The sequence below is a fragment of the Rhizobium sp. BK661 genome, assembly GCF_024808825.1.
Classification (GTDB): Bacteria; Pseudomonadota; Alphaproteobacteria; order Rhizobiales; family Rhizobiaceae; genus Rhizobium.
Window position 1 is genome coordinate 130,480 of record NZ_JANTYT010000005.1, and the last position, 24,170, is coordinate 154,649.

Here is a 24,170-nt window from a genome sequence, read left to right on the forward strand (position 1 = left end):
AGGAAATGCCATGTCCCGCATCGCTGTTCTCGTTCCAGGGAAGATACACGGGGGCGTCCTGACCCGCCTGAAGGAGAGCTTCGATGTTATCGAGGGCAATCCCTCGACGCTTGGCGCGGAGACGGCCGGAAAGATTCGCGGTGTTGCCGTCTCCGGCACGTTCGATGCGGCTGCAATCGACAGTCTTCCGAATGTGGAACTGATCTCCAGCTTCGGCGTCGGTTATGATGGCGTCGACGCCAAATATGCTGCGACCAAGGGCATCATCGTCACCAATACGCCCGACGTGCTGAACGACGAGGTGGCCGATACGGCGATCGGGCTCTTACTCAACACGATCCGCGAGTTTCCGCGTGCGGAAAACTGGTTGCGTGCCGGCAACTGGCTGCCAGGGCAGAACTATCCGCTGTCGCGTTTCTCCCTCAAGGGGCGGCATGTCGGAATCTACGGCCTTGGGCGGATCGGCCAGGAAATCGCCAAGCGCCTGGAGCCGTTCAAGGTCAAGATCAGCTATCACACGCGCACGCGTCACCCCGATGCGCCGTACGGCTATTATCCGTCGCTGAAGGATCTCGCCGAGGCCGTCGATACGCTGATCTCCATCGTCCCGAAGACACCACAGACCCATAAGACCATAAATGCGGAAATCCTGTCCGCACTTGGACCTGACGGCGTCTTCATCAACGTAGGGCGCGGCTGGACAGTCGACGAGGATGCACTTGCTCAGGCGCTGAAGTCCGGAACCATCGGTGCCGCCGGGCTCGATGTTTTCTACGACGAGCCGAACGTCCCTACTCACCTGCTCGATCTGCCGAACGCGGTGCTTCTGCCGCACCTCGCGTCGGGCTCGGTGCCGACACGGAATGCCATGGCGGATCTGGTTGTCGACAACCTCGTCGAGTGGTTCGGGAAGGGCAAGCCGCTCACACCCGTACCAGAGACTCCGGTGAAGGCGTAGCTCGCCAGCGGGCGCGCGAAGGCGCGCCCGTCGGATAGGCGACTCAGCTATTTGGCAACATGCCAGACGCCACCCATGCCATCGCCCTTCATGTCGCCTTCCATCTTGTCGTCGACAAACATGTAGAGCGGCTTGCCTTCATAGGCCCACATTTCCTTGCCGTCCGCTGCCTTGACCAACGTCCAGTCGCCTTCCGCCTTGGCCTTGGCCGCGGCATGGAAGGCTGGCCATTTCTTCAGGCAGGCCTTGTCGCAGTTTGACTTGTCCTTGGCATCCTTGTCGAAGGTATAGAGGGTCATGCCCTTTTCGGTTGCCAGGATCTTGCCCATCTTCGTATCGACCATCTTGGCCGGTTCGGCGGCAAATGCCGAGAGGGCACTCGTGGCCAGCACGGCCATTGAGAGCAACAGCGTTTTCATGATTTTCCTCCCACTCGGGACCGCCGGCGGAATGCCGGTAGTACCCAATCTAACTGATAGAAACGCTCCATCGGGACAGCTGTTCCGCGATCATGGGTCTGCGGCAGAATGTCGCGGTCAGCGGGGCGTGCACGAGAGGTTTTTCGGCAACGTTCGGTCGCGTCAATTTACATCAATCACAATCGCGCATATTCATTTCGCTTCTCGGACGGCCTTGCGTTGATTGGGTAAAGGCGAGACATCATGAACGAAATGCGGCGCAAGCTGACGACCATCTTCTCTGCGGATGTCCAGGATTACACGCGACTGATGGGTGCCGACGAAGAGGGCACGCTTGCCATGCTGAAGTGGTCGCGCGATGCGATGTCGCGACTGATCGGCGCGCATGGCGGCCGGGTGATCAATACCTGGGGCGACGGGCTGATTGCCGAATTCCCGAGCGTCGTGGAGGCCGTACGCGCCGCAATCGACGTCCAAAACGAACTCGTCGGCATGAACGCAGCTCGGCCGGCGGACGGGCGGATGCTCTACAGGATCGGCATTAATCTCGGCGATGTCCTCGCCGAGGGCGACGATATCTACGGCGACGGCGTCAATATCGCCGCCAGGCTTCAGGCTTCCGCACCGGCCGGCGGCATCGTGATTTCCAATACCGTCTATGATCAGGTTCGAAACAAGGTCGCCGTCGGCTTCGATTTTCTAGGAGCGCTGACGGTAAAGAACGTCAGCGAGGCGGTGCCAAGCTATTCCGTTCGGATCGGAGTAGAACCATCTGCCGGACCAGCTCCGGCGGCCGGTCCGTCGCCAGCAGTCGCGTCCGAGCCGATCCGCTTGTCTGACCCCAGGGTGCGGAAGATGGGCGGCGTGTTCGCGGTGGTCGCCATCGCTCTGTTGGTAATCAACCTGCTGTCATGGCAGGGCGTGTTCTGGGCGGCGTGGCCGCTCCTTGCCCTTGCCTTTGTGGTCGCCATGGGGTGGGTCCGCAGCCAGAACCGTTTTGACCGGCGCATAGCCGGATTCGCGATTGTCGGCATCGGCATTGTCATGATCAATCTGTTGTCATGGCACGGCGTATTCTGGGCCATATGGCCGCTTCTGGGCCTGGCCGTGACTGTAGGATTGCGATGGGCGATGCGGCGCTAGAGCGACCGATTGGCTGGCGGTCAGGCGGGCAGGTGTCTTTCCCTCAGTAGCTTGCTTGCCGCGTAGTCCCTGACGGCGTCGCCGAAGGCCGTGAAGATCTGGTTCGATGGCTTGTCAGTCTCGGCCCAGTATTCCGGATGCCATTGAACACCGACCGCAAAAGCCGGCGCATCGATCACGGAGACCGCTTCGATCGTCCCGTCTTCGGCCACTGCCTCCGCCTGCAGGCGCGGGGCCGTCTTAGCGATGGCCTGGCGATGCAACGAATTCACCCTGATTTCGCCCGGACCGACGATGCCCGCGATGCAGGACCCTTCCTTGACGAAGACGCTCTGGCGGATCGCGTACTTGCCGTCACGGTCAACCTCGGCCGGCGTGCGGTGATCCCATATGCCCGGCTGGTCCTGGATTTCGCTGGCAAGCGTGCCGCCCAAGGCGACGTTGAGTTCCTGAATGCCGCGGCAGATTGCGAGCAGCGGAATGGCGCGGTCGATGGCACGGCGGATCAGGGGCAGGGTGGTGGCATCGCGCGCGATATCGAAGGGGCCGTCGGCATCGGTCGCGGTTGCGCCGTAGTAAGACGGGTGAACGTTGCTGGCCGAACCGGAGACAAGGAGGCCGTCGACCCGGTCCAGAATCGCGTCCGTTCCGTAGCCTTCCTCGAAGGCCGGAATGATGAAGGCCATGACGCCGGCGGCATTGAGCGCCGCGCGCACATATTGATGCTGGACGGCGTGCCATGTGGCGCCGTCGAAGGTGCGGATATCGGCAGGAACGGCGACGATCGGCTTCGTCATTTTGACCCCGGTCAGAAGATGCGGTTGCTATTGTGAGAGCCGAGAACGGCTTAGAAGTCAACGTCTCGGCGCAATCGCAGGCAGAATTACGGCATTGTCGGCAGCTGGCTTCGGCGAAGCCCGCCTAACTCGCTGATTTTGATGGAAATGCTTCTCGCCGCTATATTGCCGTCGTGATGCCAAAGACTAATGGGAGAGTGCTTGAAACACGGTCGCCACCGTGCTTAGTTCCCCTATCGCTGCGGGCAAAGATGAGGGTTCACCTCGCAGTACCATCTATACGGGAGGTTTTTGATGGATCGTCGTTCATTCATGAAGAAGGCAGGAACCGCCGGCGTCGGTGCGGTTGCTGCTGCAGGCACGCTGGCAGCGCCTGCGATTGCACAAGAGAACCCCAAGATTTCGTGGCGCATGACGTCGTCGTTCCCGAAGAGCCTGGATACGATCTATGGCGCGGCCGACGATATCTCCAAGCACCTAGCCGCGGCGACCGACGGCAATTTCACCATTCAGCCGTTCGCGGCTGGTGAAATCATTCCGGGCCTGCAGGCCGCTGACGCCGTCAGCGCAGGCACCGTCGAGGCAGCCCACACCTGCTCGTATTACTTCGTCGGCAAGGATCCAACCTATGCGATCGGAACGGCGATCCCGTTCGGTCTCAACGGTCGCCTGACCAATGCCTGGTTCTACGAAGGCAACGGCAACAAGCTGATGAACGAGTTCTTCGCCACGCAGGGCATCTACGGCCTGCCGGCGGGCAACACGGGCGCCCAGATGGGCGGCTGGTTCCGCAAGGAAATCAATACGCTCGACGACCTAAAGGGCGTCAAGATGCGTATCGCCGGTCTGGCCGGCCAGGTCATCAGCAAGGTCGGCGTCATTCCGCAGCAGATCGCCGGCGGCGACATCTATCCGGCGCTCGAAAAGGGCACGATCGATGCCTCCGAATTCGTCGGTCCCTATGACGACCTGAAGCTCGGCCTGCACAAGGTTGCGAAGTACTATTACTATCCGGGCTGGTGGGAAGGTGGACCGACCGTCCATGCCTTCTTCAATCTGGAGAAGTGGAACAGCCTGCCGAAGCACTACCAGGCGGCGCTCACCGATGCCTGCGCCTTTGCCAACACCAACATGATGGCAAAGTACGACATGAAGAACCCGCCGGCGCTGAAGCAGCTGGTATCGGAAGGCGCCACGCTGCGTCCCTTCAGTCAGGAAATCATGGAAGCCTGCTTCCAGGCGGCCCTCGGCATCTATGCGGAGATTTCGGCGTCGAACCCGTATTTCAAGAAGATCTACGAGGACCAGACCGCGTTCAAGCGCGATGCCTATCTCTGGGCGCAGCTGTCGGAGTACACCTTCGACACGTTCATGATGATCCAGCAGCGCGCCGGCAAGATCTGACCGGCAGCTGAGTTCGGACAAGGAAAAGCCCCGGATTTCGATCCGGGGCTTTTTGTTGTCAGTTGATCTTCGGCGGCTGGCTGAGGTCCGTTGCCGGCGGCGGTGCGGGTGCCGCTGCTGGCGGTTGGCCGGGCAAGCCGTTCATCGGCGGCAAGGTCAGGCCAGGCAGTTGTGGCGAGCCGCCCGGTGCTCCAAGCGGCGGCAGCCCCAGGCCGTTGCCGCCGAAGCCCGGCACCTCGATCTTGATCGAGTTCGGATCGACCTTCGGCCCCTTGTCCAGCCAGTAGGTAACCGACTGCGGCCAGAAGATCACGATTGCGACGAGGATTAGCTGCATGCAGACCCAGGGTAGGGCGCCCATGTAGATGTCTGAGGTCTTGACGTTCCGATCGGCAATGGACCGCAGGTAGAACAGCGCGAAGCCGAAGGGCGGGTGCATGAAGCTCGTCTGCATGTTGACGCAGATCAGCACACCGAACCAGATCAGGTCGATGCCGAGAGCCGAGGCCACCGGCGCCAGCATCGGGATGACGATGAAGGCGATCTCGAAGAAATCGAGGAAGAAGGCCAGCACAAAGATGAAGATGTTGACGAAGATCAGGAAGCCGACCGGGCCGCCTGGGATGCCCGACAGCATGTGCTCGATCCAGCGCGAGCCATCCATGCCCTGGAAAACGAGGCTGAAGACGGTTGATCCGATCAGGATCATCACCACCATCGAAGTGATGTGCATTGTCGACCGCATAGCTTCCTGCATCAGCGGCCAGGTGAGGCGGCGATGCATCGCGGCAAGCACCATGGCGCCGACGACGCCGAGCGCGCCCGCTTCCGTCGGCGTCGCGAGGCCCATGAAGATCGTGCCGAGAACGAGGAAGATCAGAACGATCGACGGCACCATGCCCGAGAGTACCCTCAGGAGCAGGGACCAGTTGAAGTCGCCGCGCACTTCCTTCGGCAGCGGCGGCATGGAGGCCGGCTTCAGGATCGACAGGACCAGAATATAGCCCATGAAGATCGCGACCTGCAGGATCGATGGACCGATGGCGCCGAGATACATGTCGCCGACCGACTTGCCGAGCTGGTCGGCAAGGACGACCAGCACGAGCGACGGCGGGATGACTTGAGTGATGGTGCCGGAGGCGGCGATGACGCCGGTCGCGAGCCTTGGGCTGTAGCCGTAGCGCAGCATGATCGGCAGCGAGATGACGCCCATGGTGATGACGGAGGCGGCCACCGTGCCGGTGATGGCGCCAAGCACGGCGCCGACCAGGATTACCGCGTAGGCCAAGCCGCCCGGAATGCGGCCGAACAGTTTGCCAGTTCCCTCGAGCAGGTCCTCGGCGAGGCCACAGCGTTCCAGGATGGCGCCCATGAAGGTGAAGAAGGGGATGGCGAGTAGCAGATCGTTGGAGACGATGCCGAAAAAGCGCAGCGGCAGCGCCTGCAGGAAGGCTTCGCTGAAATGTCCAGTGGCGATGCCGATAATGCCGAAAAACAGGCCGACGGCAGCCAGCGAAAAGGCGACCGGAAAGCCGTAGAGCATGAAAAGGACCATGCCCACGAACATGGCCGGCGGAATGATGCCGAAATCAAACAATGGTGTTCCTCCCGGTCCGGCTTACTGCAGCGGCTTTTCGTATGTTGTGTCGATCTGCATGTAGCCGGTGAGGGCCGCGATCCGCTTGATCAACTCCGAGATGCCCTGAAGGGTCAGCAGCCCGAAGCCGAGGAACAGAACGAGCTTGACCGGCCAGCGGATCAGGCCGCCGGCATTGGCAGAGATCTCATGCTGCAGGTAAGAGGCCAGGAAGAAGGGCCAGCAGAGCCAGGTCAGGAAGATGCAGGCGGGGATCAGGAAGACAATGAGCCCGATGATATCGATCCAGATCTTGGCCTTGTCGGAGACGGAGCCGTAGATAAGGTCCACGCGCACGTGTTCGTTCATGCGCAGCGTATGGGCTGCGCCTAACACGACGATGAAGGCGAAGAGATACCATTGGATCTCGAGCCAGCCGTTGGAGCTGTAGTTGAAAGAGTAGCGGATCAGCGCGTTGGCTGCGCTGATCAGACAGCAAAGCAGCACCATGTATTCGGACAGTTTTCCCATGAATTGGCTGACCGCATCGATCAGCCGGCTGACGGTCAGCAAAGCCGGCATGCCATTCCCCCTGTTATGTCGCGCGGTTTTATGCGCCTTTTATCTTTCCACCGGTGTAGACCACGGTTTTTTAAATTGAAAGGTCAAAGGGGGTATGTTGGAATATAGTCGTATAAGCCTTTCGCAACCCGCTAGGCGTTAGTGCTGAAGCATCTAAACAACCTGAAGCTAGGCGGGAAACGGCGAAAACTTCCCCGCATGGCTGCATAAGTCCTTGCAATCGCTAAAAATCACGCCAGGGTTTTGGAAAATTCGACAAAATGTATGGATTACACGAAATCAATTTTTAAAGGGTTGGGGATAAGGTTTCGCCGCACAGGGAAAGTATGGATGAAGCCACATAACCCGAACAGGGTCCCTACCGACGTTTATCTGTCGTTTGTCAGTTCCCTCTTCGGGAATCGCATGACACTCGTCGCGGGTGTCGTCGTGCATGTGGTTGCCTTCCTCGCTGTTGCCCTGAAAACCAGCTCTCCATTCTACGTCGTTCTTTCGCTCGGTTTTCTTGCGGTTTTCGCCGGCCGCATGGTCACCTTCCGCATGTTCGACAAGGTCGATAAGCTGACGCTGTCGCGTGACCAGATCGAACATTGGGAAACGGTCTACGTCATCGGCGCTGCCTCGACCGCTGCGATCCTCGGCATCGGCAGCGGTTACGCGATCTTCTTCCTGCAGGATCCGTTTGCCGAACTGGCCTGCATTGCGGTCACCATGGCGTCGATGGTCTCCGTCGTCGGCCGAAACTACGGATCGCAAAAGGCGATCGACCTGCAGACGCTGGCCTGCTGTCTGCCGATGATCATCTGCAGCCTGATGGCGCTCGACTTCTATCGTGCGATCCTGTCGGCCTTCCTCATTCCGTTCGGCCTGACGACGCGGGCAATGGCAAATGGTGTGCGCGAGTTCCTCTATGAGAACGTCATTGCGCGCCGCCAGATCTCGATGATCGCCGATCGCTTCGACACGGCGCTCAACAACATGCCGCACGGCCTGGTGATGGTCGATCCGGAAAACCGCATTCAGGTCATCAACCGCAAGGCCTGCGACCTCCTGAAGATCGGCGATCCGGATCGCTTGAAGGAGCGCGACCTCGGTGCGGTGCTGCGCTACGGCGCCCGCTACAGCTTTATGGATTCCACGCAGCCGGAGCTTATCCTGCGGCAGATGACGCACGTCGCCGAAGGCAAGCTGTCGCGCACGCTGATCCACTTTCCCGAGGATCTGTCGCTGGAGTTTTCCGCCAGCCGCCGTGCCGACGGCGGCGCCGTGTTGATTTTCGAAGACGTATCGAGCCGCGTGAAGGCCGAGCAGAAGATCCTGCACATGGTTCGCTTCGATGCGCTGACCGGCCTGCCGAACCGCGAGTACTTCAGCCATCTCGTGCAAGACTACCTAGGCAAGCATCCGAAGAAGCGCGGCCCCGTCGGCTTCATGGTTCTGGATATCGACGAGTTCAAGCATGTCAACGACATGCGCGGCCACATCACGGGCGACCGCCTGCTCTGTGCCATCGCAGCCCGCATCGCCAAGCAGGCGGGCAAGGCGATCGTCGGCCGCCTGATGGGTGACCAGTTCATCCTGTTCTTCCCGCATGCGAAGGACATGGCTGCGCTCGACGCCGAGATTCATCGGTTCCATGAGAGCATCCAGGGCAACTACGAGGCCGATGACGTCACGTTCCTCGTTTCGCTGAGCGCCGGCTTTGCGATTCTCGAGAGCGATGCCTTCGCGATGGAGGAGTGGAGCATCAAGGCGGATCTCGCGCTCTTCGAGAGCAAGTCAAAACAGCGCGGCGGCATTGCCGGCTTCGAACGCGAGATGGATGGCCGCTATATCGAGCAGCAGAAGCTCAAGGCGGATCTGCGCGAGGCGATCGGCAAGCACGGCCTCAGCATTGCCTACCAGCCAATGTTCAGGGCTGACGGAACACGCATCGAATGCGCCGAGGCGCTGGCGCGCTGGGTCCACCCGGAGAAGGGTGCGATCCCTCCGGATGTCTTCATTCGTCTTGCAGAGGAGATGGGCATCATCTCCGAGATTACGCGCTTCATCCTCATGAAGGCGTGCGCCGACTGCATGAGCTGGCCGGATCATATCGCCGTTTCGGTCAACCTGTCGGCGCGCGACCTGCGCGACGCGGATATTCTTGCCGTCGTTTCCGAAGCGCTCGAGGCGTCGGGTCTCGAGCCCGCGCGATTGCATCTCGAAATTACCGAAAGCTGCCTGATCGACGAGCCGGCCGCGGTGCGCGCGATTCTCGCGGAACTCAGGGCGCGCGGGATCACGATTGCGATCGACGACTTCGGCACCGGCTTCTCCAGCCTCAGCTACCTCGACACGCTGCCGCTCGACATCGTCAAGATCGACCGCTCGTTCCTGCGCAACATCGTCGAGGACGGGCGCCGCCTCAAGTTGCTGCGCGGCACCGTCAACCTGGCGCGCGAGCTCGGCCTCAAGATCGTCACCGAGGGTGTCGAGACCACCGAGCAACTGGCCTTGCTCAACAAATATCGTGCCACCGATCTGGTGCAGGGTTACGTTTTTTCGCCGGCTGTTCCGGCGCAGAACATCGCCATCCTCTCCCAAAGCCTCAGTCGCCGCACGGCCCCACGTCGTCGCCCGAAAGTTGCATGATCTGAGCGGCCGCTTCGGCCGACCGCGCTCTGGTTCAAGAGCGGGCCGTTAACCTTAACAATTCAAATATAACGCAAATCCTCGAAGCATTCTTGCCCTTCGCCCGGTTCCATATGATTAATGCTTCGTTAACAGGCGGACCGGGTAACTATGGCAGACAGCCCTTTAAAGACGAGTGATTTCAGCAGTAAACTTCTTGAGATAATGGACCACGTCGAATACCGTCGCGTCGAAAGCGGCGAGGACATGGAAGCGGTGGAGCGCCTGCGCTACAAGGCCTACAAGGCCCGTGAAGTGCTTCCGGTCGCCGCCAAAGGCATGATCGACGAAGCCGATTTCGATAGCCAGGCGTATGTTTTCGGACTGTACTATTATGAACAGCTCGTCAGCACGATTCGCATCCATCACGTGACGCCGGACCACCGTGTCTCACAATCGGGCGGTATCTTTCCGGCGGAAATGGATGCGTTTCTGGACGCGGGGCTGAGCCTGATCGATCCGGCGCGCTTTGCTGCCGACCCCGAACTCAGCACCGAAATGCCGTGGATCCCTTATCTGACGCTGCGTCCGAACATCGTCGCTGCCGCGCATTTTCGCGCGGACCGTGTAATGCAGCATGTGCGCCCGGCGCACGCGGCCTTCTACAAGCGCGTCTTCTACGCCGACACCGTCGTCGCAAGCCGGATGACCGAGACCTATGGTTTCGACCTGACGCTGATGGCGACCAACGTCATCGAGGTCGGCCGTAAGCTGCTGACGCGCTATCCGTTCTTCATTTCGAGCGCCAGCGAACAGCGGATGATGTTCTCGCGTACGCCCAATCACACGCTGCCGCCGCTGACCATCATACCGACGGCGCGTTTCATGGCTGAGGGCGATCTTGGGACTGATCTTCCCCTGTGATCCCATCCGCTTGAATTTGGCTGAGAATGTCGCCCGCCTGCGGCATTCTCATGCATTGCGCTTTATCGACGCTTTGTGTAATCCCTCTGCAGGGACATTTCCTCGTGGGATCGAGGGAATCATGGCAGTCAAACGGTCGTGCTGCTTGCGTGCCGACCGGGAAGTTTGAGGGAGACGATATTCATGGCCGAGCATCACACGGGACCTGCCGAAGTCGGCGCGCCGATGGACTACAAGGAGCATGAGCAGACTTACAACATGTTCCTTGCCGCGACGAAGTACGGCACGCTGTTTCTTGTTGCTCTTCTGCTTGGCATGACGGCTGGCTTCTTCACCGGTGCTGGCTTCCTCGGCGGCCTCGTTGTCCTGCTGATCGTCTTCATCGCTGGCCTCGTTCTGCTGCGCTAGGCGCGGCGCGGGGAGGGGCGCTTTTTCCAAAGCTTTGACTGAATGCTCGGGCTGGGCAGGCGAAGCCTGCGGCAGACTGGCTGACCCGGAGGAGGGGGCGGTTGGGCAATATTGTTTTTGTGGCGAAGGAAACCACGGGGGACGAGACGCGCGTTGCTGCGTCCGTCGAAACCGTAAAGAAGATGATTGGTCTTGGCCTTGACGTCGTGGTCGAGGCGGGAGCCGGGGCCAAGTCGAAAATACCGGATGCGGAGTTCGAGGCCGTCGGCGCACGGATGGGTTCGGTCGGTGCGACAGCAACCGCCGATGTGGTGCTGAAGGTTCGTCGTCCGACCGACGACGAGATCGGCGGCTACAAGAGCGGCGCGATTGTGATCGCGGTCATGGACCCCTATGGCAATGACGAGGCGATCGCAGCCATGGCCAAGGCCGGGCTCTCCAGCTTCGCCATGGAGCTGATGCCGCGCATTACCCGCGCGCAATCGATGGACGTTCTTTCCTCACAGGCAAACCTCGCAGGTTATCAGGCGGTCATCGAAGCGGCGGCGGTCTACGACCGCGCCATGCCGATGATGATGACGGCGGCCGGCACCGTTCCGGCGGCCAAGGTCTTCGTCATGGGCGCCGGCGTTGCCGGCCTGCAGGCGATTGCCACGGCGCGTCGTCTAGGTGCTGCGGTATCGGCGACCGACGTTCGTCCGGCGGCGAAGGAGCAGGTTGCCTCGCTCGGTGCGAAGTTCATCGCCGTCGAGGACGAGGAGTTCAAGGCGGCCGAAACCGCGGGCGGCTACGCCAAGGAAATGTCCAAGGAATACCAGGCGAAGCAGGCGGCCCTTGTCGCCGATCATATCGCCAAGCAGGACATCGTCATCACCACTGCCCTGATCCCGGGGCGTCCGGCACCGAAGCTGGTCTCGCGTGACATGCTGAAATCGATGAAGCCGGGCGCGGTTGCCGTCGATCTCGCCGTCGAACGCGGCGGCAACATCGAAGGCGTTAAGCCGGGCAAGGTCGCCGACGTCGATGGCGTGCGCGTCATCGGTTACGCAAACCTGGCCGGTCGGATCGCGGCCAGCGCTTCGGCTCTCTACGCCAAGAACCTCGTCACCTTCCTCGAGACCATGGTCAACAAGGAAACGAAGGCGGTCGCCCTCAATCTCGAGGACGAACTGATCAAGGCGACGATGCTGACGCATGCCGGCAGTGTCGTGCACCCGGCATTCGGCGGCGCGAAAAAGGGGGATAACTGATGGCCAGTGAGGCAATGGACAAGGCGCTGGAGCAATTGAACCAGGCCGTGAATGCCGTGACGTCGGCTGCTGCCCACGCACCGGAGGCCGCAAGTGCCGCCACAGGCGGCGCGATCGACCCCTTCGTGTTCCAGTTCGCGATCTTCGTGCTGGCGATCTTCGTCGGCTATTACGTCGTCTGGTCGGTGACGCCGGCGCTGCACACGCCGCTGATGGCGGTCACCAACGCGATCTCCTCGGTCATCGTTGTCGGTGCGCTCCTGGCGGTCGGCATTTCGACGAGCGGGCTTGCAACCGGCTTCGGCTTCGTCGCGCTCGTTCTCGTTTCGGTGAACATCTTCGGCGGCTTCCTTGTCACCCAGCGCATGCTGGCGATGTACAAGAAGAAGGACAAGTGAGGACCGCATGAGCAGTATCGCAGCCTTCCTTTATCTTGTTTCCGGCGTTCTCTTCATCCTGGCATTGCGCGGGCTTTCCCATCCGGCCAGCAGCCGCAAGGGCAATCTCTACGGCATGGCCGGCATGGCGATCGCCATCCTCACCACGTTGACGCTGGCGACACCATCCTTCGGCGGTTTCGTGCTGATCGTCCTTGGTCTCGCCATCGGCGGCGGTGCCGGCGCCTATATCGCCCGGGTCATTCCGATGACCTCGATGCCGCAGCTGGTTGCCGGGTTCCACTCGCTGGTCGGTCTTGCCGCCGTGCTTGTCGCGGCCTCGGCGCTCTATACGCCATCATCCTTCGGCATCGGCAACATCGGCGAAATCCACACCGAGGCGCGGATCGAGATGGCGCTTGGCGTCGCTATCGGTGCGCTGACGTTCACCGGCTCGATCATCGCCTTCCTGAAGCTCGATGGGCGCATGTCCGGCAAGCCGATCATGCTGCCCTTCCGGCACGTCATCAACATCGCGCTGTTGGCACTGATCGTGCTCTTCATCGTCGGTCTCGCCGCAACGGAAAGCCATTTCGATTTCTGGGCGGTCGTCGTTCTGTCGCTGGCGCTCGGCGTTCTGCTGATCGTACCGATCGGCGGCGCCGACATGCCGGTCGTCGTGTCGATGCTGAACTCCTATTCCGGTTGGGCAGCAGCCGGCATCGGTTTCACGCTCGGCAACCTGGCACTGATCATAACCGGCGCGCTGGTCGGCTCGTCGGGTGCGATCCTGTCCTACATCATGTGCAAGGGCATGAACCGCTCGTTCATTTCGGTCATTCTCGGCGGCTTCGGCGGCGAAACCGTCTCGGGTGGCACGGATAATTCCGACAAGACCGTCAAGCTCGGTTCGGCGGAGGACGCCGCCTATCTGATGGCGAACGCCTCCAAGGTCATCATCGTGCCGGGCTACGGCATGGCGGTGGCGCAGGCGCAGCATGCGCTTCGTGAAATGGCCGACAATCTGAAGAAGAACGGCGTCGAGGTGAAGTACGCGATCCACCCGGTCGCCGGCCGCATGCCCGGCCACATGAACGTGCTGCTGGCCGAAGCCAACGTGCCTTATGACGAGGTCTTCGAGCTGGAAGACATCAACTCGGAATTCGCGCAGGCGGACGTCGCCTATGTCATCGGCGCCAATGACGTGACCAATCCGGCGGCGCGCGACGACAAGACCTCGCCGATCTACGGCATGCCGATCCTCGATGTCGACAAGGCCAAGACCTGCCTATTCGTCAAGCGCTCGCTCGGCTCCGGTTACGCCGGTATCGACAACACGCTGTTTTACAAAGATGGCACGATGATGCTGCTCGGCGATGCCAAGAAGGTGACCGAGGAAGTCAACAAGGCGATCGGCCACTGAGCCGTCGCCAGCCGGCTTGATCTCGGTTAAAATATAAGGGCGCAGGCTTGGCCTGCGCCCTTTGTTTTGCACGGTGATGCCATGTCCCTCGAAACGCTGCTTCTCTACGTTCCCGCCTGTTTTGCGCTGAATATGGCGTTTGGTCCAAACAACCTCCTCTCGGTGACGATCGGCGCACGGGCGGGAATGGGCATGGCGATTGCGGCCTCCGCCGGCCGCATCGTCGCCTTCGCCATCATGATTGCGATCACAGCCTTCGGTCTCGGCGCCCTCTTGATGGCATCAGGAGTGGCCTTCTCGATCGTGAAGTGGCTGGGTGTCGCTTATCTGCTCTGGATTGGTTTCAAGCTGTTCCGCGCGAAGGTGGATGTGTCGGAACTGGCGGCTGCCCAACACCCTTCAACGTTCAGGGCCTATCTGCGGCAGGAATTTCTCGTCGCGTCGAGCAATCCCAAAGCGATCCTGATTTTTACGGCGTTTCTGCCGCAGTTCGTCGAACCCAGTGCCTACTGGCAGAGTTTCTTCATGCTTGGGGCAATCTTCCTGGTTCTGGAGGTCGTGGCGATCGCCATCTACGCATTTGTCGGTTCGCGACTGCGCGGTGTCATGCGCAATGCCTGGGCCGTTCGCTTGGTCAATCGGATCAGCGGTTCCATGATGATGCTGTTCGGCGGCGCTCTGGCGCTGACGCACCGCTCCGCCTGACACGCAAAGAGAGAGGTCGGTCGACCTCTCTCCTTTCGGCGCCACCTGAAATCAGGTGGCAGCCGGCGCCAGCGTCAGTTTCTCCACGCCGAGCGCGAGGTTCAGACCCTCCTGGGCCTGCACGTTCAACGGCTGCAGCATGAAGGATTGGTTGGTGCCGCCGGCAATGACCTTGGCACCAGCACCGGCGCCGAAACTCGCATCGGCGCCTACGCCGTAATACTCACCGGCCAGCGCGAAATCGGGAATATTGGTTCCGGTCTTGGCGAGCACCTGCCAGATCATGACGGTTTTGCCCGTCTGGCCGACATCCAGCCCGAATTTCTGGATCGTACCGGCATAGACGACCTTCGGTCCGCCCTCTGCCGGTGTGTAGGTGCAGAGGAGGTTTTTCTGAGACGTGACGATCATTCCCTGGCCACCCTGCGATCCGCAGACGAGCTGGCCAAGCGTCATATAGTTAGCAGCACTTGCCGGGTTGGCGATGGCGGCTACTGCGGCCGCCGCCGCGGCAATCATCGTTTCCCTGAACATGGTCTTCTCCTTTCGAGTAGCCTGTCGGAAACGAGCGTTTGCGAGGTTTGTTCCGCGCTAGGCGCGCTCGAAGGAGCGGCGCGGTGCCGTCAACGTCCAGTAGAAGCCCTCGGGCCGGAACTCGATCTCGACGGTACCGGAAAAGGCTGCAGCGGCGTGGTTCTTGATGATCGTCGTACCGAAACCCGAGCCCTCAGGCGTGCGGGTGTGCGGGCCGTCTCGTTCTTCCCACGTAAAGATAATGAGGGGCTCCTTGCGCGTTTCATCCTGGGCATCCCGCCAGCTCAGCCGAACACGGCCATGGGGGACAGAGAGAGCCCCGTACTTTACCGAATTGGTCGCCAGTTCATGCAACACGAGGCCGAGGTTCTGCACGACGTCCGGCTTCAGGGTGAAGTCCTTGCCCGAAATCTCGGCCTGCTCGCTCGCCTGCGGAAAGCTCTTGAAGTGAATGTCGATCACCCGGCGCAGCGATGCGCCCGCCCATTGCTCGCTGGTCAGAAGATCGATCGAGCGGGACAGGCCTTCGAGGCGATCAGCAACAGCCGCCTGGTATGCCTCGACGCTGTCGGCGCGCTTGGCGACCTGCCGCATCATCGCCTGAACCAGGGTCAGGAGGTTCTTGGTGCGGTGCACGAGTTCGTTCATCACGAAGTGCAGCCGATCCTCGGTCTGACTCCGGTCAAAAGAGGCATTGGAGAGCGCGATCGCGACCTGGTTGGCCTCGATGACGCTGGTTTCGATCGGCGCCACGATGTGGCCTTCGCCCATGCGATTGGCCATGTCGGCGATCGATCGTATCGTCGTGCGGACCTGGCGCGCCACCACATAGGCGGCCAGAATGGCGACCAACATCAGCGCCAGGCCGCCGATAACCAGAAAGCGCCACGTTGTCAGTATCGACGCCTGCGCCGTGGCGACTGGTCCCCATATCACCGCCTTCCAGGACCAGCCCGGGATCTGCGCGTAGCCGAGCATTGCCCTCGGCAGGACCTGCTTGTTCTCGTAGACGCCGCTGGAATTGATCAGTGACGGAAGGATGCTTGGATTGAAGGGTTGGCCGAAGCCGATACTGGTGGCGCCGGCGGAGGCAACAACGTGGCCGCTCTGGTCGATCACAGCGGCAGACCAATCGTTCGGTAGGCCCTCGGTGGTCACAAGTTTTGCCAGGTCCCTGGCATTCTGCGTGATGATCAACGCCCGGACCCTGCCAGCCTGCATCGGCATCGTGACGTTGTAGACGAATTCGCCGCTCGTTCGCCCCATGAACACGTCGGACGCTTCGATTCGCCCCGATTTGATAGCTGCTTCGATGGAGGGGAGATTGCCAGCCTTGCCGAGCGCCTCGCCATAGTCTCTGCGCGTGTTCAAGAGCTGCTGCCCGTTCTCGTCGACGGCGAGGACGTAGAGGTTATCAGCCCGCAGAGACGTTTCGGTTCGCGCATGGAACGACGCAAAGTCATTGCTCTCCAATTCCGGAGAGTTGGAAAGCAATCTTAAAGTTGTAGCCATGTCCTGAAGCTGGCGATCAATGGAGCGGGCAAGCGCGGTGGCATCCTGGGCTGTCTCACGCTTCAAAATCGACCGTTGGTTGTCTTCCAACTGTGCCAGCAGAAGAGCAACGAGGGCGAAAATTGGCAACGCCGTCGCAACGGCCATCGCGATCAGGTAGGTCCCGATCGATGCTTTGGGAAAGAAGCGGAAGCGGCCCTTCATGAGCCTACGCTTCGCTGAAGCACGCGGCCGGAAACATCGGTGTGCGCACCGCTTACAGGCATGAAAGCAAAAAACTGGACCACCGCAATTGCCTTCAACGCGCCCCCGGGTCTTCCTGATAGCCTGCTATCGAAGTCGCTGCATGTTAGGGACAGGTGCTGCTGCTTGCAACATACTAAAACATGTCGTCCGGCAATTCGCAAATCTTTGTTCGACTGCCTCTCAGCCAAATCTTTTGAGACGGAACGACCCGAGGGATGGATCCGCTTGGCCAGAAAGAATCTCGTTAGACGCGAGTACGCCGACGAGCGGCGCCAGTGTCACGCCCGAGTGCATTACGGCAAGATAGAGGCCGTCCGGCCCGCAATTGCCGATAATGGGGAAGCCGTCCTTGGGTGTTGGACGGTAGCCGACGGTGAAGAAGTCCATGCTCAGCCGTTCGCTCCCTTTCAGGCGTTCCTTGAGCCTCGCAAAGACCGTAGCGGCAGTCGCGTACTGGTCGGCGCCGGGATCGGTGCCGCCAAAATCGGAGCCGGCGATGATACGGCCGTCGGCAGTCTGACGCATGTGCAGGTCGGGCGCCATGACCAAGCCGATCAACCGTGTTTCGAATGGACGTGAGTGAACGATCAGCCCGGGTGGCGCTTCCAAGGGCAGTGTAACGCCGACGGAGGCGGCAAGCGGTACGCTGCCGGCACCCGCCGCCAGCACGACGTGGTCGGCGTCGATCATGCCTGCTGAGGAGACCACGCCCACAATCCGCTCACCGCTGCGCACAAGACCGTCGACCGCGGCGCTGACAAACCTGGCGCCCCTGGCCTCCGCATCGGCGATGAGCAACCGAGCGGCCGCAACGGGCTCGACCGCGCCTTCTTCCGCGACCGAAAGCGCGAGATCGGGAACCTGTGTCAGGTAGGGCTCGCGTGCTGCAACTGCCGCGCCGTCCAACCGCTCGATGCCGTAACCCCACGATGAGTGTTCGACGGCAAAGGCCTCGAGTTGATCGCCCGGCAGATCCCAGCTGATGCCGCCGCACCAGGATAACGGCAGTCCAGGCAGGTCACGGGCCAAGCGCTTCCACTCGGCCATCGCGCGGCGGCGAAAATGAAAATAGAACTCCGGGTTTCCCCAGCTTGCATTGATCCAGGCAAAGGAATTGGGTGTGGCGACACCGCCAATGTCTTCCGCCACCATGGTAACGGCCGCGCCGCTACGCGTCAGGTGCCAGGCAATGGAGGCCCCGACAATGCCGGATCCGACGACGACCACATGCTGTTTCGCTGCCATCGTCGTCTCCGTGCTTTTTATGTCTTAACCGGTCGTCGCAGCGCCCACGCGGGCAAGACCGTCCTTGGCCGGCTGGTACTTCGGATCGAGGCCGATCGCGTGGCGGTAGGAGCGAGCCGCCTTGTCCTTCTCGCCGCGGCGCTCGTAGACCAGCGCCTGGTTGGCCCAGGATTCGGCAATGTTGCCGTTGAGTTCGATCGCATGGTTGAAGTCGGCAAACGCGTTGTCGTCGTCGTTCAGGGCGATGTAGGAAATGCCGCGACCGTTATAGGGCTCCGGCGCGTTCGGCGAGAGCGAGATCGCCTTCGAGAAGTCGTCGATCGCCTTGTCCTGCTGATTGCGCTTCTGATAGATCAGGCCACGATTGTGATAGGCGCGGCCGTCGGTCGTGCCGTTCTGAATCGCCTTGTTGAAATCGTTGAAGGCGGCATCGTCCTGACCGGCGGAGCGGTAGACATTGCCGCGGCCGATTAGGGCGACGTCGTAGTTCGGGTTGATCTGCAGCGCGGAATTGTAATCCTGGATCGCCTGCTGCTGCTGGCCCATGTTGCGGTAGACCAAGGCGCGGTTGGCGTAGGCCTGGTAGAAGCGCGGGTTCAGCTGCAGCGCCGTATTGAAGTCGTTCAGTGCGGCGCGGAAATCGCCGCCACGGCCGTAGGCCGAACCGCGGACGTTGTAGCCTTCCGGATCTTTAGGATTGGCGTTGATGACAGAGGTCAGCGAGGCGATGTTTTCCTGCGAACCCTGTGCCTTGTCGATGCGGATCACGGCATCGGTGGTGTTGCTTGTCGTGCAGCCAGCAAGGCCTAGCGCGGTGACGATTGCGAAAACCGGCAGAACAGCGATTTTCGGCGAACGCAGAGAGCGGGTCTTGGTGATGTCAGCCATGCGGGCTCGTTTTCCCCCAGTGCAGCCGGTCCGTTTCAAGGGACGGGCAAGCTTCAGCAGCAAATAAAAAAGCGGTGGCGAACAGATCGCCCCCGCCAACATGCATCTGAAAACGTCGAAATAACGACAGCTACGCTTAGCGTGCGACGAGACCTTCGCGCTGTGCCCGCTTGCGAGCCAGCTTGCGAACACGACGAACGGCTTCGGCCTTTTCGCGAGCGCGCTTCTGCGACGGCTTTTCGTAGTAGTCGCGCATCTTCATTTCGCGGAAAATACCTTCGCGCTGCATCTTTTTCTTGAGAGCGCGGAGAGCCTGGTCGACATTGTTATCGCGGACAAGTACCTGCACGAGAATCACGTTCCTTTGGTTTGGTTGATGCCGGCGACGGCAAGACGCCAGAGGCAAAAAAATATACGGTTCGCGCGGCCGGAGCCTTGCGATTGAGGATGCGGATAGCAGAATGGCGGGGGGAAGTCCATATGGTCTCACAAGTCTTGCCGCAAAAAACCGCCCGCGGCGCCGCAAAACCAGTTTTTTTTGAGTGTGGAAGACGGCGACATCAGCATAGCTGGGGCGTCGCCAATGGGGGCTGCACCGCGGCCTTGTGCACGTGTCGGGATCAAAAGCCCGGTTCCTTGCCTTGTTTATTCCGTAGTTTGCCTTATATGTAAGCCATCGACTGTTGGTTGTGACCTTTGTCAAAGAGCGCGAAGCTCCGTCAGATTTCCTCTCAAAATCGATCTTAGCCTTGTGAATAAACGCATGGGCAGTAACGACTATTGAAAGGAGATCGTTATGAATTCAGGTACCGTTAAGTGGTTCAACAGCACCAAGGGTTTCGGCTTCATTCAGCCGGACGATGGGAGCACGGACGTTTTCGTTCATATCTCCGCGGTTGAACGTGCTGGTCTAGGAAACCTGTCCGACGGCCAAAAGATCACCTATGATCTCGTTCGCGACAAGAAGTCCGGCAAGAATTCTGCCGACAACCTGCGCTCAGCTTAATTCTCATTCGGCCTGGCTGACCACGGATGTACTGGCAGCCGAGAGCCTGATGGCGAAGGTCGGGATCAAACCCGGCCTTTTATGCTTTTGATGATCAAGACAGTTCGGTGAAAACCAAATGGCACCTATGCCAAGATATGCTATCGGCGACAGCATCGTTCTAAAGGGCGGTTTCGTCCGTACCGAACAGGCGAGCAGGACCTGCAGGATCGCGGCGATTCTTCCGTCTGACGGCAGTCGCGCACAATATCGTGTTCGCTTTGAAGGCGAAAACTTTGATCGGCGGATCCTTGAGAGCGATATCGACATGAGTCAGTCGGCATCCCCTACGCCGAGAGACGACGCCATTGCGGATATCCAGGGCGGATCCTGGCTGAAAACGTCAAGCCTCAGGGTGAGGAAGTAGTCTCCACTCTGACCAATCGGCAAATGAGTTTGCCGCACGAAAGGAAAGAATTTGCAGGTTCTCGTTCGAGACAACAATGTCGACCAGGCGCTCCGTGTCCTGAAGAAGAAAATGCAGCGCGAAGGTCTCTTCCGCGAGTTCAAGGCGCGCAGCGCTTACGAAAAGCCCTCCGAGAAGCGTGTTCGTGAGAAGGCCGAAGCCGTTCGCCGTCAGCGCAAGCTGGCGCGCAAGAAGCTTCAGCGTGAAGGTCTTCTTCCGGCTCCGAAGAAGGCAGTGCGCCCGGCCCGCTGACCTGCCGTCTGGCAGGTCTAGACAGAGGAAGCAGATGACTTCAAAAGACGAACTCTTCAATCCGGCCAAGCTCTCTCCGCGCGACAAGGCAGCTGCCACCGATACGACCGCGAAAGCGATCATCACGGCCGAAGCTGCGGCGCGCGAAAAGAAAACGGAGCGACTGAAGGCCTTGCGCCTGCAGCAGGAGGCCGAAGCGCCGCCGGCGGCCGCCCCGGCCAAGAAGCGTCGAACTGTGTCAAAGTCGGCTTAATCCCCAGACAGCCTCGCGCCTTTGGGCGCGAGGGCTCTCATTGGTCGAGCCGAGCTGGGCTCGGAGCGCGAGATGCCGTAGGTGCGGATGCACTACTGTGCGGTAACCTGTTGGAGCGCAGGCACCATTTCTATCGGGGGCGGATTCCATTTCCCGGTGAGCGCTTCGCTTGCCGGTCCGTAAAGGCGCATGGTCAGGTTGAATGACCCGGCGGGTGCTGGTAGCCAGTTCGCTTCCTTGTCCTCGCCTGGGCTCTTGTTCTGGAAATAGAGATCAAGCGACCCGTCGGCGTTGTAGACGAACGGCATCCAGCTGCTGACGGCAAACCGGTTCAGATCGTTGGCGACCTGAAAACCCTCCGGATCATAAAGTGTGACGGACCAGAACGCCTTGACCGGCGGCAGGTTCGACTTGTCGAAGTGAAGCTTGTAGCTGTTCGTTCCGTTTAGCGGGTTTCCCTTCTCGTCGCCGAGGTTGAGGGGATAGATCGCGTCCTCCGGCAGGTTGGCGCCGAGACCAAGCTGCGCGACAATCGCCCGCTTCAGATAATAATTGCCGTAGACGCCCATCGTGTCGGTGTTCATCGACCAGTTGTTGGCCACGCGCGCAAGCGACGGGACTTTCCATTCCATCAGCTTTTGTGCTGCGGCCGGTACATCCTTCAAAGCGGCGGCGATGTCGGGTGCGATCTTGGTTTTATCGAAGCTCTTTCCCGGTTCGATCCCGATTCGCTTCATCTGGCTGATGATCGGCTGATCGGTGATGTGCGGCGGATTGACCTTCAGCACCTCCGCTGCATAGGCGAAGAAATCCACTGCCGTCATCCCGTCCACTGTCTTCTTTGGCGGGGTTTTCATGTCGATGTCAGGATTGATCGTGACCTTCACCGGCTCAACCGTCTTGCCCCACTGCGACAGCGGCGTGACTGTGTAGCCAGCCTGGATCTTGTGAACGGCGTCGTAATCGGGTGGCCCATCCGTTTTCGTGCGTCCGATGACCCAGACATACGGCGTCGGCGCATCGATCCGTTGTGTTCCGGCGGGCAGCTCTTTGCCTGTCCAGCCAGGCGGGACAACGGCGAAATCGGCCTTCGCCGTTCCTGTTGTGCGCCAACCCGGCGAGGCAAATACATCAGACCACATATCCAGCATGGGCAGCAGATAGAAGCGGCCGTTCGTATCAGGAGCCGAGACGATCATCGGCTCCTTTGTCATATCGAGCCAGGCAATCGAGTAGAGAGTATCGAAATTGGGTCGAACGACGTCCCTGAAGTCGGCAGTCGGAAATTGCGGGACGTTGGTGAACATGTTGGCCGGGCCTCGGCCCATTGTCTTGCCGGCCTCGACGTTGGTTGCCTGCGCGCGGGTGATATCCATGGTGACCAGCGGGTAGAGGTAGAGATAGGCGTCGACGCCGATCGACGCCGCTTCCTCCTTCGTCAGGGCGTCCTCGGCGGCGACGACAGGGCCGCTCAGGCAAGCCCCTGATAAAAGCAGGCTAACGGTAAGGGTGATGAAATGCGATTGCATGGCTAATCCTCCCTGAGACCAGACAGCGGGCATCGTGCCGTGTCGGCCGGTTACATTTATGCCAGATTGGACAGCAACCCATACGACGCCGGCGTCTGGCCTATGAATGTTGTCATTGCTGCCGACTCGAAACCCTCAACGCGCAAAAGGAGCGCTTGGCAGCGGGTGAACTATGCGCCCAAAAATTGTAAGTGCAAACAGTCTAAAATAACAGGAGTGGCGGGCGAGAGGCCACTGCCGGCACTTGCAGCATTCCTGTTCGGCTTGCTTCGACGCGCTGAGATCGCGCGACCTCATTCATTCTTCGCGTCGTGTCAAAACAAAAGCCGGTCCGCGTCGCAAAAGAAACGTTGTGCCGCTTTTGGATTTGCGATTTGTATGCCGACGAGAAGGGACCATTTTCCCGAAGGAGATGAAGGCGGATGCGCAGATACTCGGTTTTTGCCGTGGCAAGGGAGGCCCTCAGAGGCCACAAGGGCTGGGAGAAGCAGTGGACCTCGCCGGAGCCGCGCGCTGAATACGACGTCATCATCATCGGTGGCGGCGGGCATGGTCTGGGTGCGGCCTACTATCTCGCCAAGGAGCACGGCATCACCAATGTCGCGGTGCTCGAAAAGGGCTGGCTCGGCGGCGGCAATACCGGCCGCAACACGACCATTATCCGCTCGAACTATCTCTATGAAGAGAGCATGCACATCTACGAGCATTCGATGAAGCTCTGGGAGAACCTCTCGCAGGATCTCAACTACAATGTCATGTACTCGCCGCGCGGCGTGATGATGCTGTCGCACAATGTGCACGACCAGCAGTCCTTCAAGCGCCATATCCATGCCAACCGCCTCTACGGCATCGACAATGAATGGCTGACGCCGGAACAGGCCAAGGCCTATTGTCCGCCGCTCGATATCTCCGCCAGCGCCCGCTATCCGATCAACGGTGCAGCACTCCAGCGTCGCGGCGGCACGGCGCGTCACGACGCGGTGGCCTGGGGCTATGCGCGTGCTGCGTCCGATCGCGGCGTCCACATCATCCAGAACTGCGAAGTGACCGGTATCCGCCGCGGCCCCGATGGGCGGGTTACCGGTGTCGAGACCAATCGCGGCTTCATCGGCGCCAAGAAGGTTGGTGTCTCGGCCGCCGGCCACACGACGACGGTCATGAAGATGGCCGATGTGCGCGTGCCGCTGCAATCGAGCCCGCTGCAGGCGCTGGTCTCCGAACCGCTGAAGCCGATCTTCCCCTGCGTGGTCATGTCCAACACGGTGCATGCCTATATCTCGCAGTCCGACAAGGGCGAGCTCGTCATCGGCGCCGGCACCGACCAGTACAATTCCTACAGCCAGACCGGCGGCCTGCAGATCATCACGCATACGCTCGATGCCATCTGCGAGCTCTTCCCGATGTTCCGCCGCGTCAAGATGATGCGCCAGTGGGGCGGTATCGTCGACAACACGCCGGATCGTTCGGCCATCCAGTCGAAGACGCCGGTTCCGGGGCTCTACGTCAACTGCGGCTGGGGCACCGGCGGCTTCAAGGCGACGCCGGGCTCGGCCAATCTCTTCGCGCACCTCATTGCCCGCGACGAGGCGCACAAGTTCAATGCCGGCCTGACGCTGGACCGCTTCCGCACCGGCCGTCTGATCGACGAAGCCGCCGCCGCCGCCGTCGCGCACTGACACGA

24 protein-coding genes are annotated in these 24,170 nt (G+C 60.5%); 14 read left to right on the plus strand and 10 right to left on the minus strand.

The genetic code is table 11. From position 1 onward, the window contains the following. The first annotated feature begins 10 nt into the window (after positions 1 to 10). Positions 11 to 958, plus strand: coding sequence for a 2-hydroxyacid dehydrogenase (locus FHX16_RS13150; RefSeq protein WP_259128693.1), 948 nt, complete (start codon positions 11 to 13; stop codon positions 956 to 958). A gap of 47 nt (positions 959 to 1,005) precedes the next feature. Here FHX16_RS13150 and FHX16_RS13155 read toward each other — a convergent pair whose 3' ends face one another. Then, positions 1,006 to 1,377, minus strand: a complete 372-nt coding sequence (locus FHX16_RS13155) for a hypothetical protein (RefSeq protein ID WP_016557031.1) — start codon at positions 1,375 to 1,377, stop codon at positions 1,006 to 1,008. 243 nt (positions 1,378 to 1,620) lie between these two features. Between FHX16_RS13155 and FHX16_RS13160 the strand changes: the two genes are divergently transcribed. Further along, on the plus strand, positions 1,621 to 2,520 hold the full coding sequence (locus FHX16_RS13160) for an adenylate/guanylate cyclase domain-containing protein (RefSeq protein ID WP_259128695.1): 900 nt from the start codon (positions 1,621 to 1,623) through the stop codon (positions 2,518 to 2,520). A 20-nt stretch (positions 2,521 to 2,540) separates the two neighbouring features. Here the strand turns inward: FHX16_RS13160 and FHX16_RS13165 are convergent, their stop codons facing one another. Continuing rightward, positions 2,541 to 3,317, minus strand: a complete 777-nt coding sequence (locus tag FHX16_RS13165; protein WP_183755851.1) for a gamma-glutamyl-gamma-aminobutyrate hydrolase family protein — start codon at positions 3,315 to 3,317, stop codon at positions 2,541 to 2,543. 294 nt (positions 3,318 to 3,611) lie between these two features. Between FHX16_RS13165 and FHX16_RS13170 the strand changes: the two genes are divergently transcribed. Next, complete coding sequence (locus FHX16_RS13170; RefSeq protein ID WP_183755850.1) at positions 3,612 to 4,721, plus strand: TRAP transporter substrate-binding protein; 1,110 nt, start codon at positions 3,612 to 3,614, stop codon at positions 4,719 to 4,721. Between the two features lie 58 nt (positions 4,722 to 4,779). On the opposite strand, the gene FHX16_RS13175 is transcribed toward FHX16_RS13170, so the two are convergent. Next, positions 4,780 to 6,318, minus strand: a complete 1,539-nt coding sequence (locus FHX16_RS13175) for a TRAP transporter large permease subunit (RefSeq protein ID WP_183755849.1) — start codon at positions 6,316 to 6,318, stop codon at positions 4,780 to 4,782. Between the two features lie 21 nt (positions 6,319 to 6,339). Next, positions 6,340 to 6,879: a TRAP transporter small permease subunit gene (locus FHX16_RS13180; RefSeq protein WP_016557036.1), complete on the minus strand. Its 540-nt coding sequence runs from the start codon at positions 6,877 to 6,879 to the stop codon at positions 6,340 to 6,342. A 330-nt stretch (positions 6,880 to 7,209) separates the two neighbouring features. Between FHX16_RS13180 and FHX16_RS13185 the strand changes: the two genes are divergently transcribed. The 7 genes from FHX16_RS13185 to FHX16_RS13215 all read left to right on the plus strand — a co-directional run bounded on the left by FHX16_RS13185 (position 7,210) and on the right by FHX16_RS13215 (position 14,579). After that, the gene (locus FHX16_RS13185) at positions 7,210 to 9,513 is read left to right on the plus strand and encodes a bifunctional diguanylate cyclase/phosphodiesterase (RefSeq protein WP_183755848.1); all 2,304 of its coding nucleotides are present in this window, start codon (positions 7,210 to 7,212) and stop codon (positions 9,511 to 9,513) included. Positions 9,514 to 9,663: 150 nt separating this feature from the next. After that, positions 9,664 to 10,416 (plus strand): N-acyl amino acid synthase FeeM domain-containing protein, encoded by a 753-nt coding sequence (locus FHX16_RS13190; protein ID WP_183862335.1) that lies wholly within the window; start codon positions 9,664 to 9,666, stop codon positions 10,414 to 10,416. Between the two features lie 183 nt (positions 10,417 to 10,599). Then, a complete protein-coding gene (locus tag FHX16_RS13195) occupies positions 10,600 to 10,824 on the plus strand; it encodes an aa3-type cytochrome c oxidase subunit IV (protein ID WP_114714416.1) in 225 nt (74 codons plus the stop codon). Positions 10,825 to 10,925: 101 nt separating this feature from the next. Then, positions 10,926 to 12,074 carry a Re/Si-specific NAD(P)(+) transhydrogenase subunit alpha gene (locus FHX16_RS13200; protein WP_183862333.1) on the plus strand — a complete coding sequence of 383 codons (1,149 nt, stop codon included), beginning with the start codon at positions 10,926 to 10,928 and terminating at the stop codon, positions 12,072 to 12,074. Next, on the plus strand, positions 12,074 to 12,472 hold the full coding sequence (locus tag FHX16_RS13205) for a proton-translocating transhydrogenase family protein (protein ID WP_016557041.1): 399 nt from the start codon (positions 12,074 to 12,076) through the stop codon (positions 12,470 to 12,472). The genes FHX16_RS13200 and FHX16_RS13205 overlap by 1 nt, the downstream gene beginning before the upstream one ends. A 7-nt stretch (positions 12,473 to 12,479) precedes the next feature. Next, positions 12,480 to 13,874 (plus strand): NAD(P)(+) transhydrogenase (Re/Si-specific) subunit beta, encoded by a 1,395-nt coding sequence (locus FHX16_RS13210; RefSeq protein ID WP_259128727.1) that lies wholly within the window; start codon positions 12,480 to 12,482, stop codon positions 13,872 to 13,874. A gap of 81 nt (positions 13,875 to 13,955) precedes the next feature. After that, entirely contained in the window at positions 13,956 to 14,579 is a 624-nt protein-coding gene (locus FHX16_RS13215) for a LysE family translocator (RefSeq protein WP_183862329.1), read from the plus strand. 51 nt (positions 14,580 to 14,630) lie between these two features. Here FHX16_RS13215 and FHX16_RS13220 read toward each other — a convergent pair whose 3' ends face one another. From FHX16_RS13220 to rpsU (FHX16_RS13240), 5 genes are all read right to left on the minus strand, one after another. Continuing rightward, positions 14,631 to 15,113, minus strand: a complete 483-nt coding sequence (locus FHX16_RS13220) for a DUF992 domain-containing protein (RefSeq protein ID WP_183755842.1) — start codon at positions 15,111 to 15,113, stop codon at positions 14,631 to 14,633. Between the two features lie 57 nt (positions 15,114 to 15,170). Next, positions 15,171 to 16,829 carry a sensor histidine kinase gene (locus tag FHX16_RS13225; RefSeq protein ID WP_259128730.1) on the minus strand — a complete coding sequence of 553 codons (1,659 nt, stop codon included), beginning with the start codon at positions 16,827 to 16,829 and terminating at the stop codon, positions 15,171 to 15,173. A gap of 222 nt (positions 16,830 to 17,051) precedes the next feature. Beyond that, positions 17,052 to 18,116, minus strand: coding sequence for an FAD-binding oxidoreductase (locus FHX16_RS13230; RefSeq protein WP_259128738.1), 1,065 nt, complete (start codon positions 18,114 to 18,116; stop codon positions 17,052 to 17,054). A 24-nt stretch (positions 18,117 to 18,140) separates the two neighbouring features. Further along, positions 18,141 to 19,004: a tetratricopeptide repeat protein gene (locus tag FHX16_RS13235; protein ID WP_016557047.1), complete on the minus strand. Its 864-nt coding sequence runs from the start codon at positions 19,002 to 19,004 to the stop codon at positions 18,141 to 18,143. 136 nt (positions 19,005 to 19,140) lie between these two features. Further along, positions 19,141 to 19,353 (minus strand): 30S ribosomal protein S21, encoded by a 213-nt coding sequence (gene rpsU / locus FHX16_RS13240; RefSeq protein WP_003585885.1) that lies wholly within the window; start codon positions 19,351 to 19,353, stop codon positions 19,141 to 19,143. 447 nt (positions 19,354 to 19,800) lie between these two features. On the opposite strand from rpsU (FHX16_RS13240), the gene FHX16_RS13245 reads away from it, so the two are divergent. The 3 genes from FHX16_RS13245 to FHX16_RS13255 all read left to right on the plus strand — a co-directional run bounded on the left by FHX16_RS13245 (position 19,801) and on the right by FHX16_RS13255 (position 20,960). Further along, the gene (locus FHX16_RS13245; protein ID WP_016557048.1) at positions 19,801 to 20,010 is read left to right on the plus strand and encodes a cold-shock protein; all 210 of its coding nucleotides are present in this window, start codon (positions 19,801 to 19,803) and stop codon (positions 20,008 to 20,010) included. Between the two features lie 457 nt (positions 20,011 to 20,467). Beyond that, the gene (gene rpsU / locus FHX16_RS13250; RefSeq protein ID WP_007527643.1) at positions 20,468 to 20,707 is read left to right on the plus strand and encodes a 30S ribosomal protein S21; all 240 of its coding nucleotides are present in this window, start codon (positions 20,468 to 20,470) and stop codon (positions 20,705 to 20,707) included. A gap of 34 nt (positions 20,708 to 20,741) precedes the next feature. After that, on the plus strand, positions 20,742 to 20,960 hold the full coding sequence (locus tag FHX16_RS13255; RefSeq protein WP_183862323.1) for a hypothetical protein: 219 nt from the start codon (positions 20,742 to 20,744) through the stop codon (positions 20,958 to 20,960). A gap of 92 nt (positions 20,961 to 21,052) precedes the next feature. On the opposite strand, the gene FHX16_RS13260 is transcribed toward FHX16_RS13255, so the two are convergent. Beyond that, positions 21,053 to 22,489 carry a DUF1254 domain-containing protein gene (locus FHX16_RS13260; RefSeq protein ID WP_183862321.1) on the minus strand — a complete coding sequence of 479 codons (1,437 nt, stop codon included), beginning with the start codon at positions 22,487 to 22,489 and terminating at the stop codon, positions 21,053 to 21,055. Between the two features lie 422 nt (positions 22,490 to 22,911). On the opposite strand from FHX16_RS13260, the gene FHX16_RS13265 reads away from it, so the two are divergent. After that, complete coding sequence (locus tag FHX16_RS13265) at positions 22,912 to 24,165, plus strand: sarcosine oxidase subunit beta family protein (protein WP_183862319.1); 1,254 nt, start codon at positions 22,912 to 22,914, stop codon at positions 24,163 to 24,165. Positions 24,166 to 24,170: the final 5 nt, after the last annotated feature.

Excerpts from the sequence above, each read along its gene's own strand:
- FHX16_RS13185 (WP_183755848.1), top strand. The coding sequence starts at position 7,210 with ATGAAGCCACATAACCCGAACAGGGTCCCTACCGACGTTTATCTGTCG.
- FHX16_RS13255 (WP_183862323.1), top strand. The coding sequence starts at position 20,742 with ATGACTTCAAAAGACGAACTCTTCAATCCGGCCAAGCTCTCTCCGCGC.
- FHX16_RS13260 (WP_183862321.1), bottom strand. The coding sequence starts at position 22,489 with ATGCAATCGCATTTCATCACCCTTACCGTTAGCCTGCTTTTATCAGGG.
- FHX16_RS13150 (WP_259128693.1), top strand. The coding sequence starts at position 11 with ATGTCCCGCATCGCTGTTCTCGTTCCAGGGAAGATACACGGGGGCGTC.
- FHX16_RS13225 (WP_259128730.1), bottom strand. The coding sequence starts at position 16,829 with ATGAAGGGCCGCTTCCGCTTCTTTCCCAAAGCATCGATCGGGACCTAC.
- FHX16_RS13195 (WP_114714416.1), top strand. The coding sequence starts at position 10,600 with ATGGCCGAGCATCACACGGGACCTGCCGAAGTCGGCGCGCCGATGGAC.
- FHX16_RS13205 (WP_016557041.1), top strand. The coding sequence starts at position 12,074 with ATGGCCAGTGAGGCAATGGACAAGGCGCTGGAGCAATTGAACCAGGCC.
- FHX16_RS13180 (WP_016557036.1), bottom strand. The coding sequence starts at position 6,879 with ATGCCGGCTTTGCTGACCGTCAGCCGGCTGATCGATGCGGTCAGCCAA.
- FHX16_RS13170 (WP_183755850.1), top strand. The coding sequence starts at position 3,612 with ATGGATCGTCGTTCATTCATGAAGAAGGCAGGAACCGCCGGCGTCGGT.
- FHX16_RS13210 (WP_259128727.1), top strand. The coding sequence starts at position 12,480 with ATGAGCAGTATCGCAGCCTTCCTTTATCTTGTTTCCGGCGTTCTCTTC.
- FHX16_RS13230 (WP_259128738.1), bottom strand. The coding sequence starts at position 18,116 with ATGGCAGCGAAACAGCATGTGGTCGTCGTCGGATCCGGCATTGTCGGG.
- FHX16_RS13245 (WP_016557048.1), top strand. The coding sequence starts at position 19,801 with ATGAATTCAGGTACCGTTAAGTGGTTCAACAGCACCAAGGGTTTCGGC.
- FHX16_RS13215 (WP_183862329.1), top strand. The coding sequence starts at position 13,956 with ATGTCCCTCGAAACGCTGCTTCTCTACGTTCCCGCCTGTTTTGCGCTG.
- FHX16_RS13220 (WP_183755842.1), bottom strand. The coding sequence starts at position 15,113 with ATGTTCAGGGAAACGATGATTGCCGCGGCGGCGGCCGCAGTAGCCGCC.
- FHX16_RS13165 (WP_183755851.1), bottom strand. The coding sequence starts at position 3,317 with ATGACGAAGCCGATCGTCGCCGTTCCTGCCGATATCCGCACCTTCGAC.
- FHX16_RS13235 (WP_016557047.1), bottom strand. The coding sequence starts at position 19,004 with ATGGCTGACATCACCAAGACCCGCTCTCTGCGTTCGCCGAAAATCGCT.
- FHX16_RS13155 (WP_016557031.1), bottom strand. The coding sequence starts at position 1,377 with ATGAAAACGCTGTTGCTCTCAATGGCCGTGCTGGCCACGAGTGCCCTC.
- FHX16_RS13160 (WP_259128695.1), top strand. The coding sequence starts at position 1,621 with ATGAACGAAATGCGGCGCAAGCTGACGACCATCTTCTCTGCGGATGTC.
- FHX16_RS13265 (WP_183862319.1), top strand. The coding sequence starts at position 22,912 with ATGCGCAGATACTCGGTTTTTGCCGTGGCAAGGGAGGCCCTCAGAGGC.
- FHX16_RS13190 (WP_183862335.1), top strand. The coding sequence starts at position 9,664 with ATGGCAGACAGCCCTTTAAAGACGAGTGATTTCAGCAGTAAACTTCTT.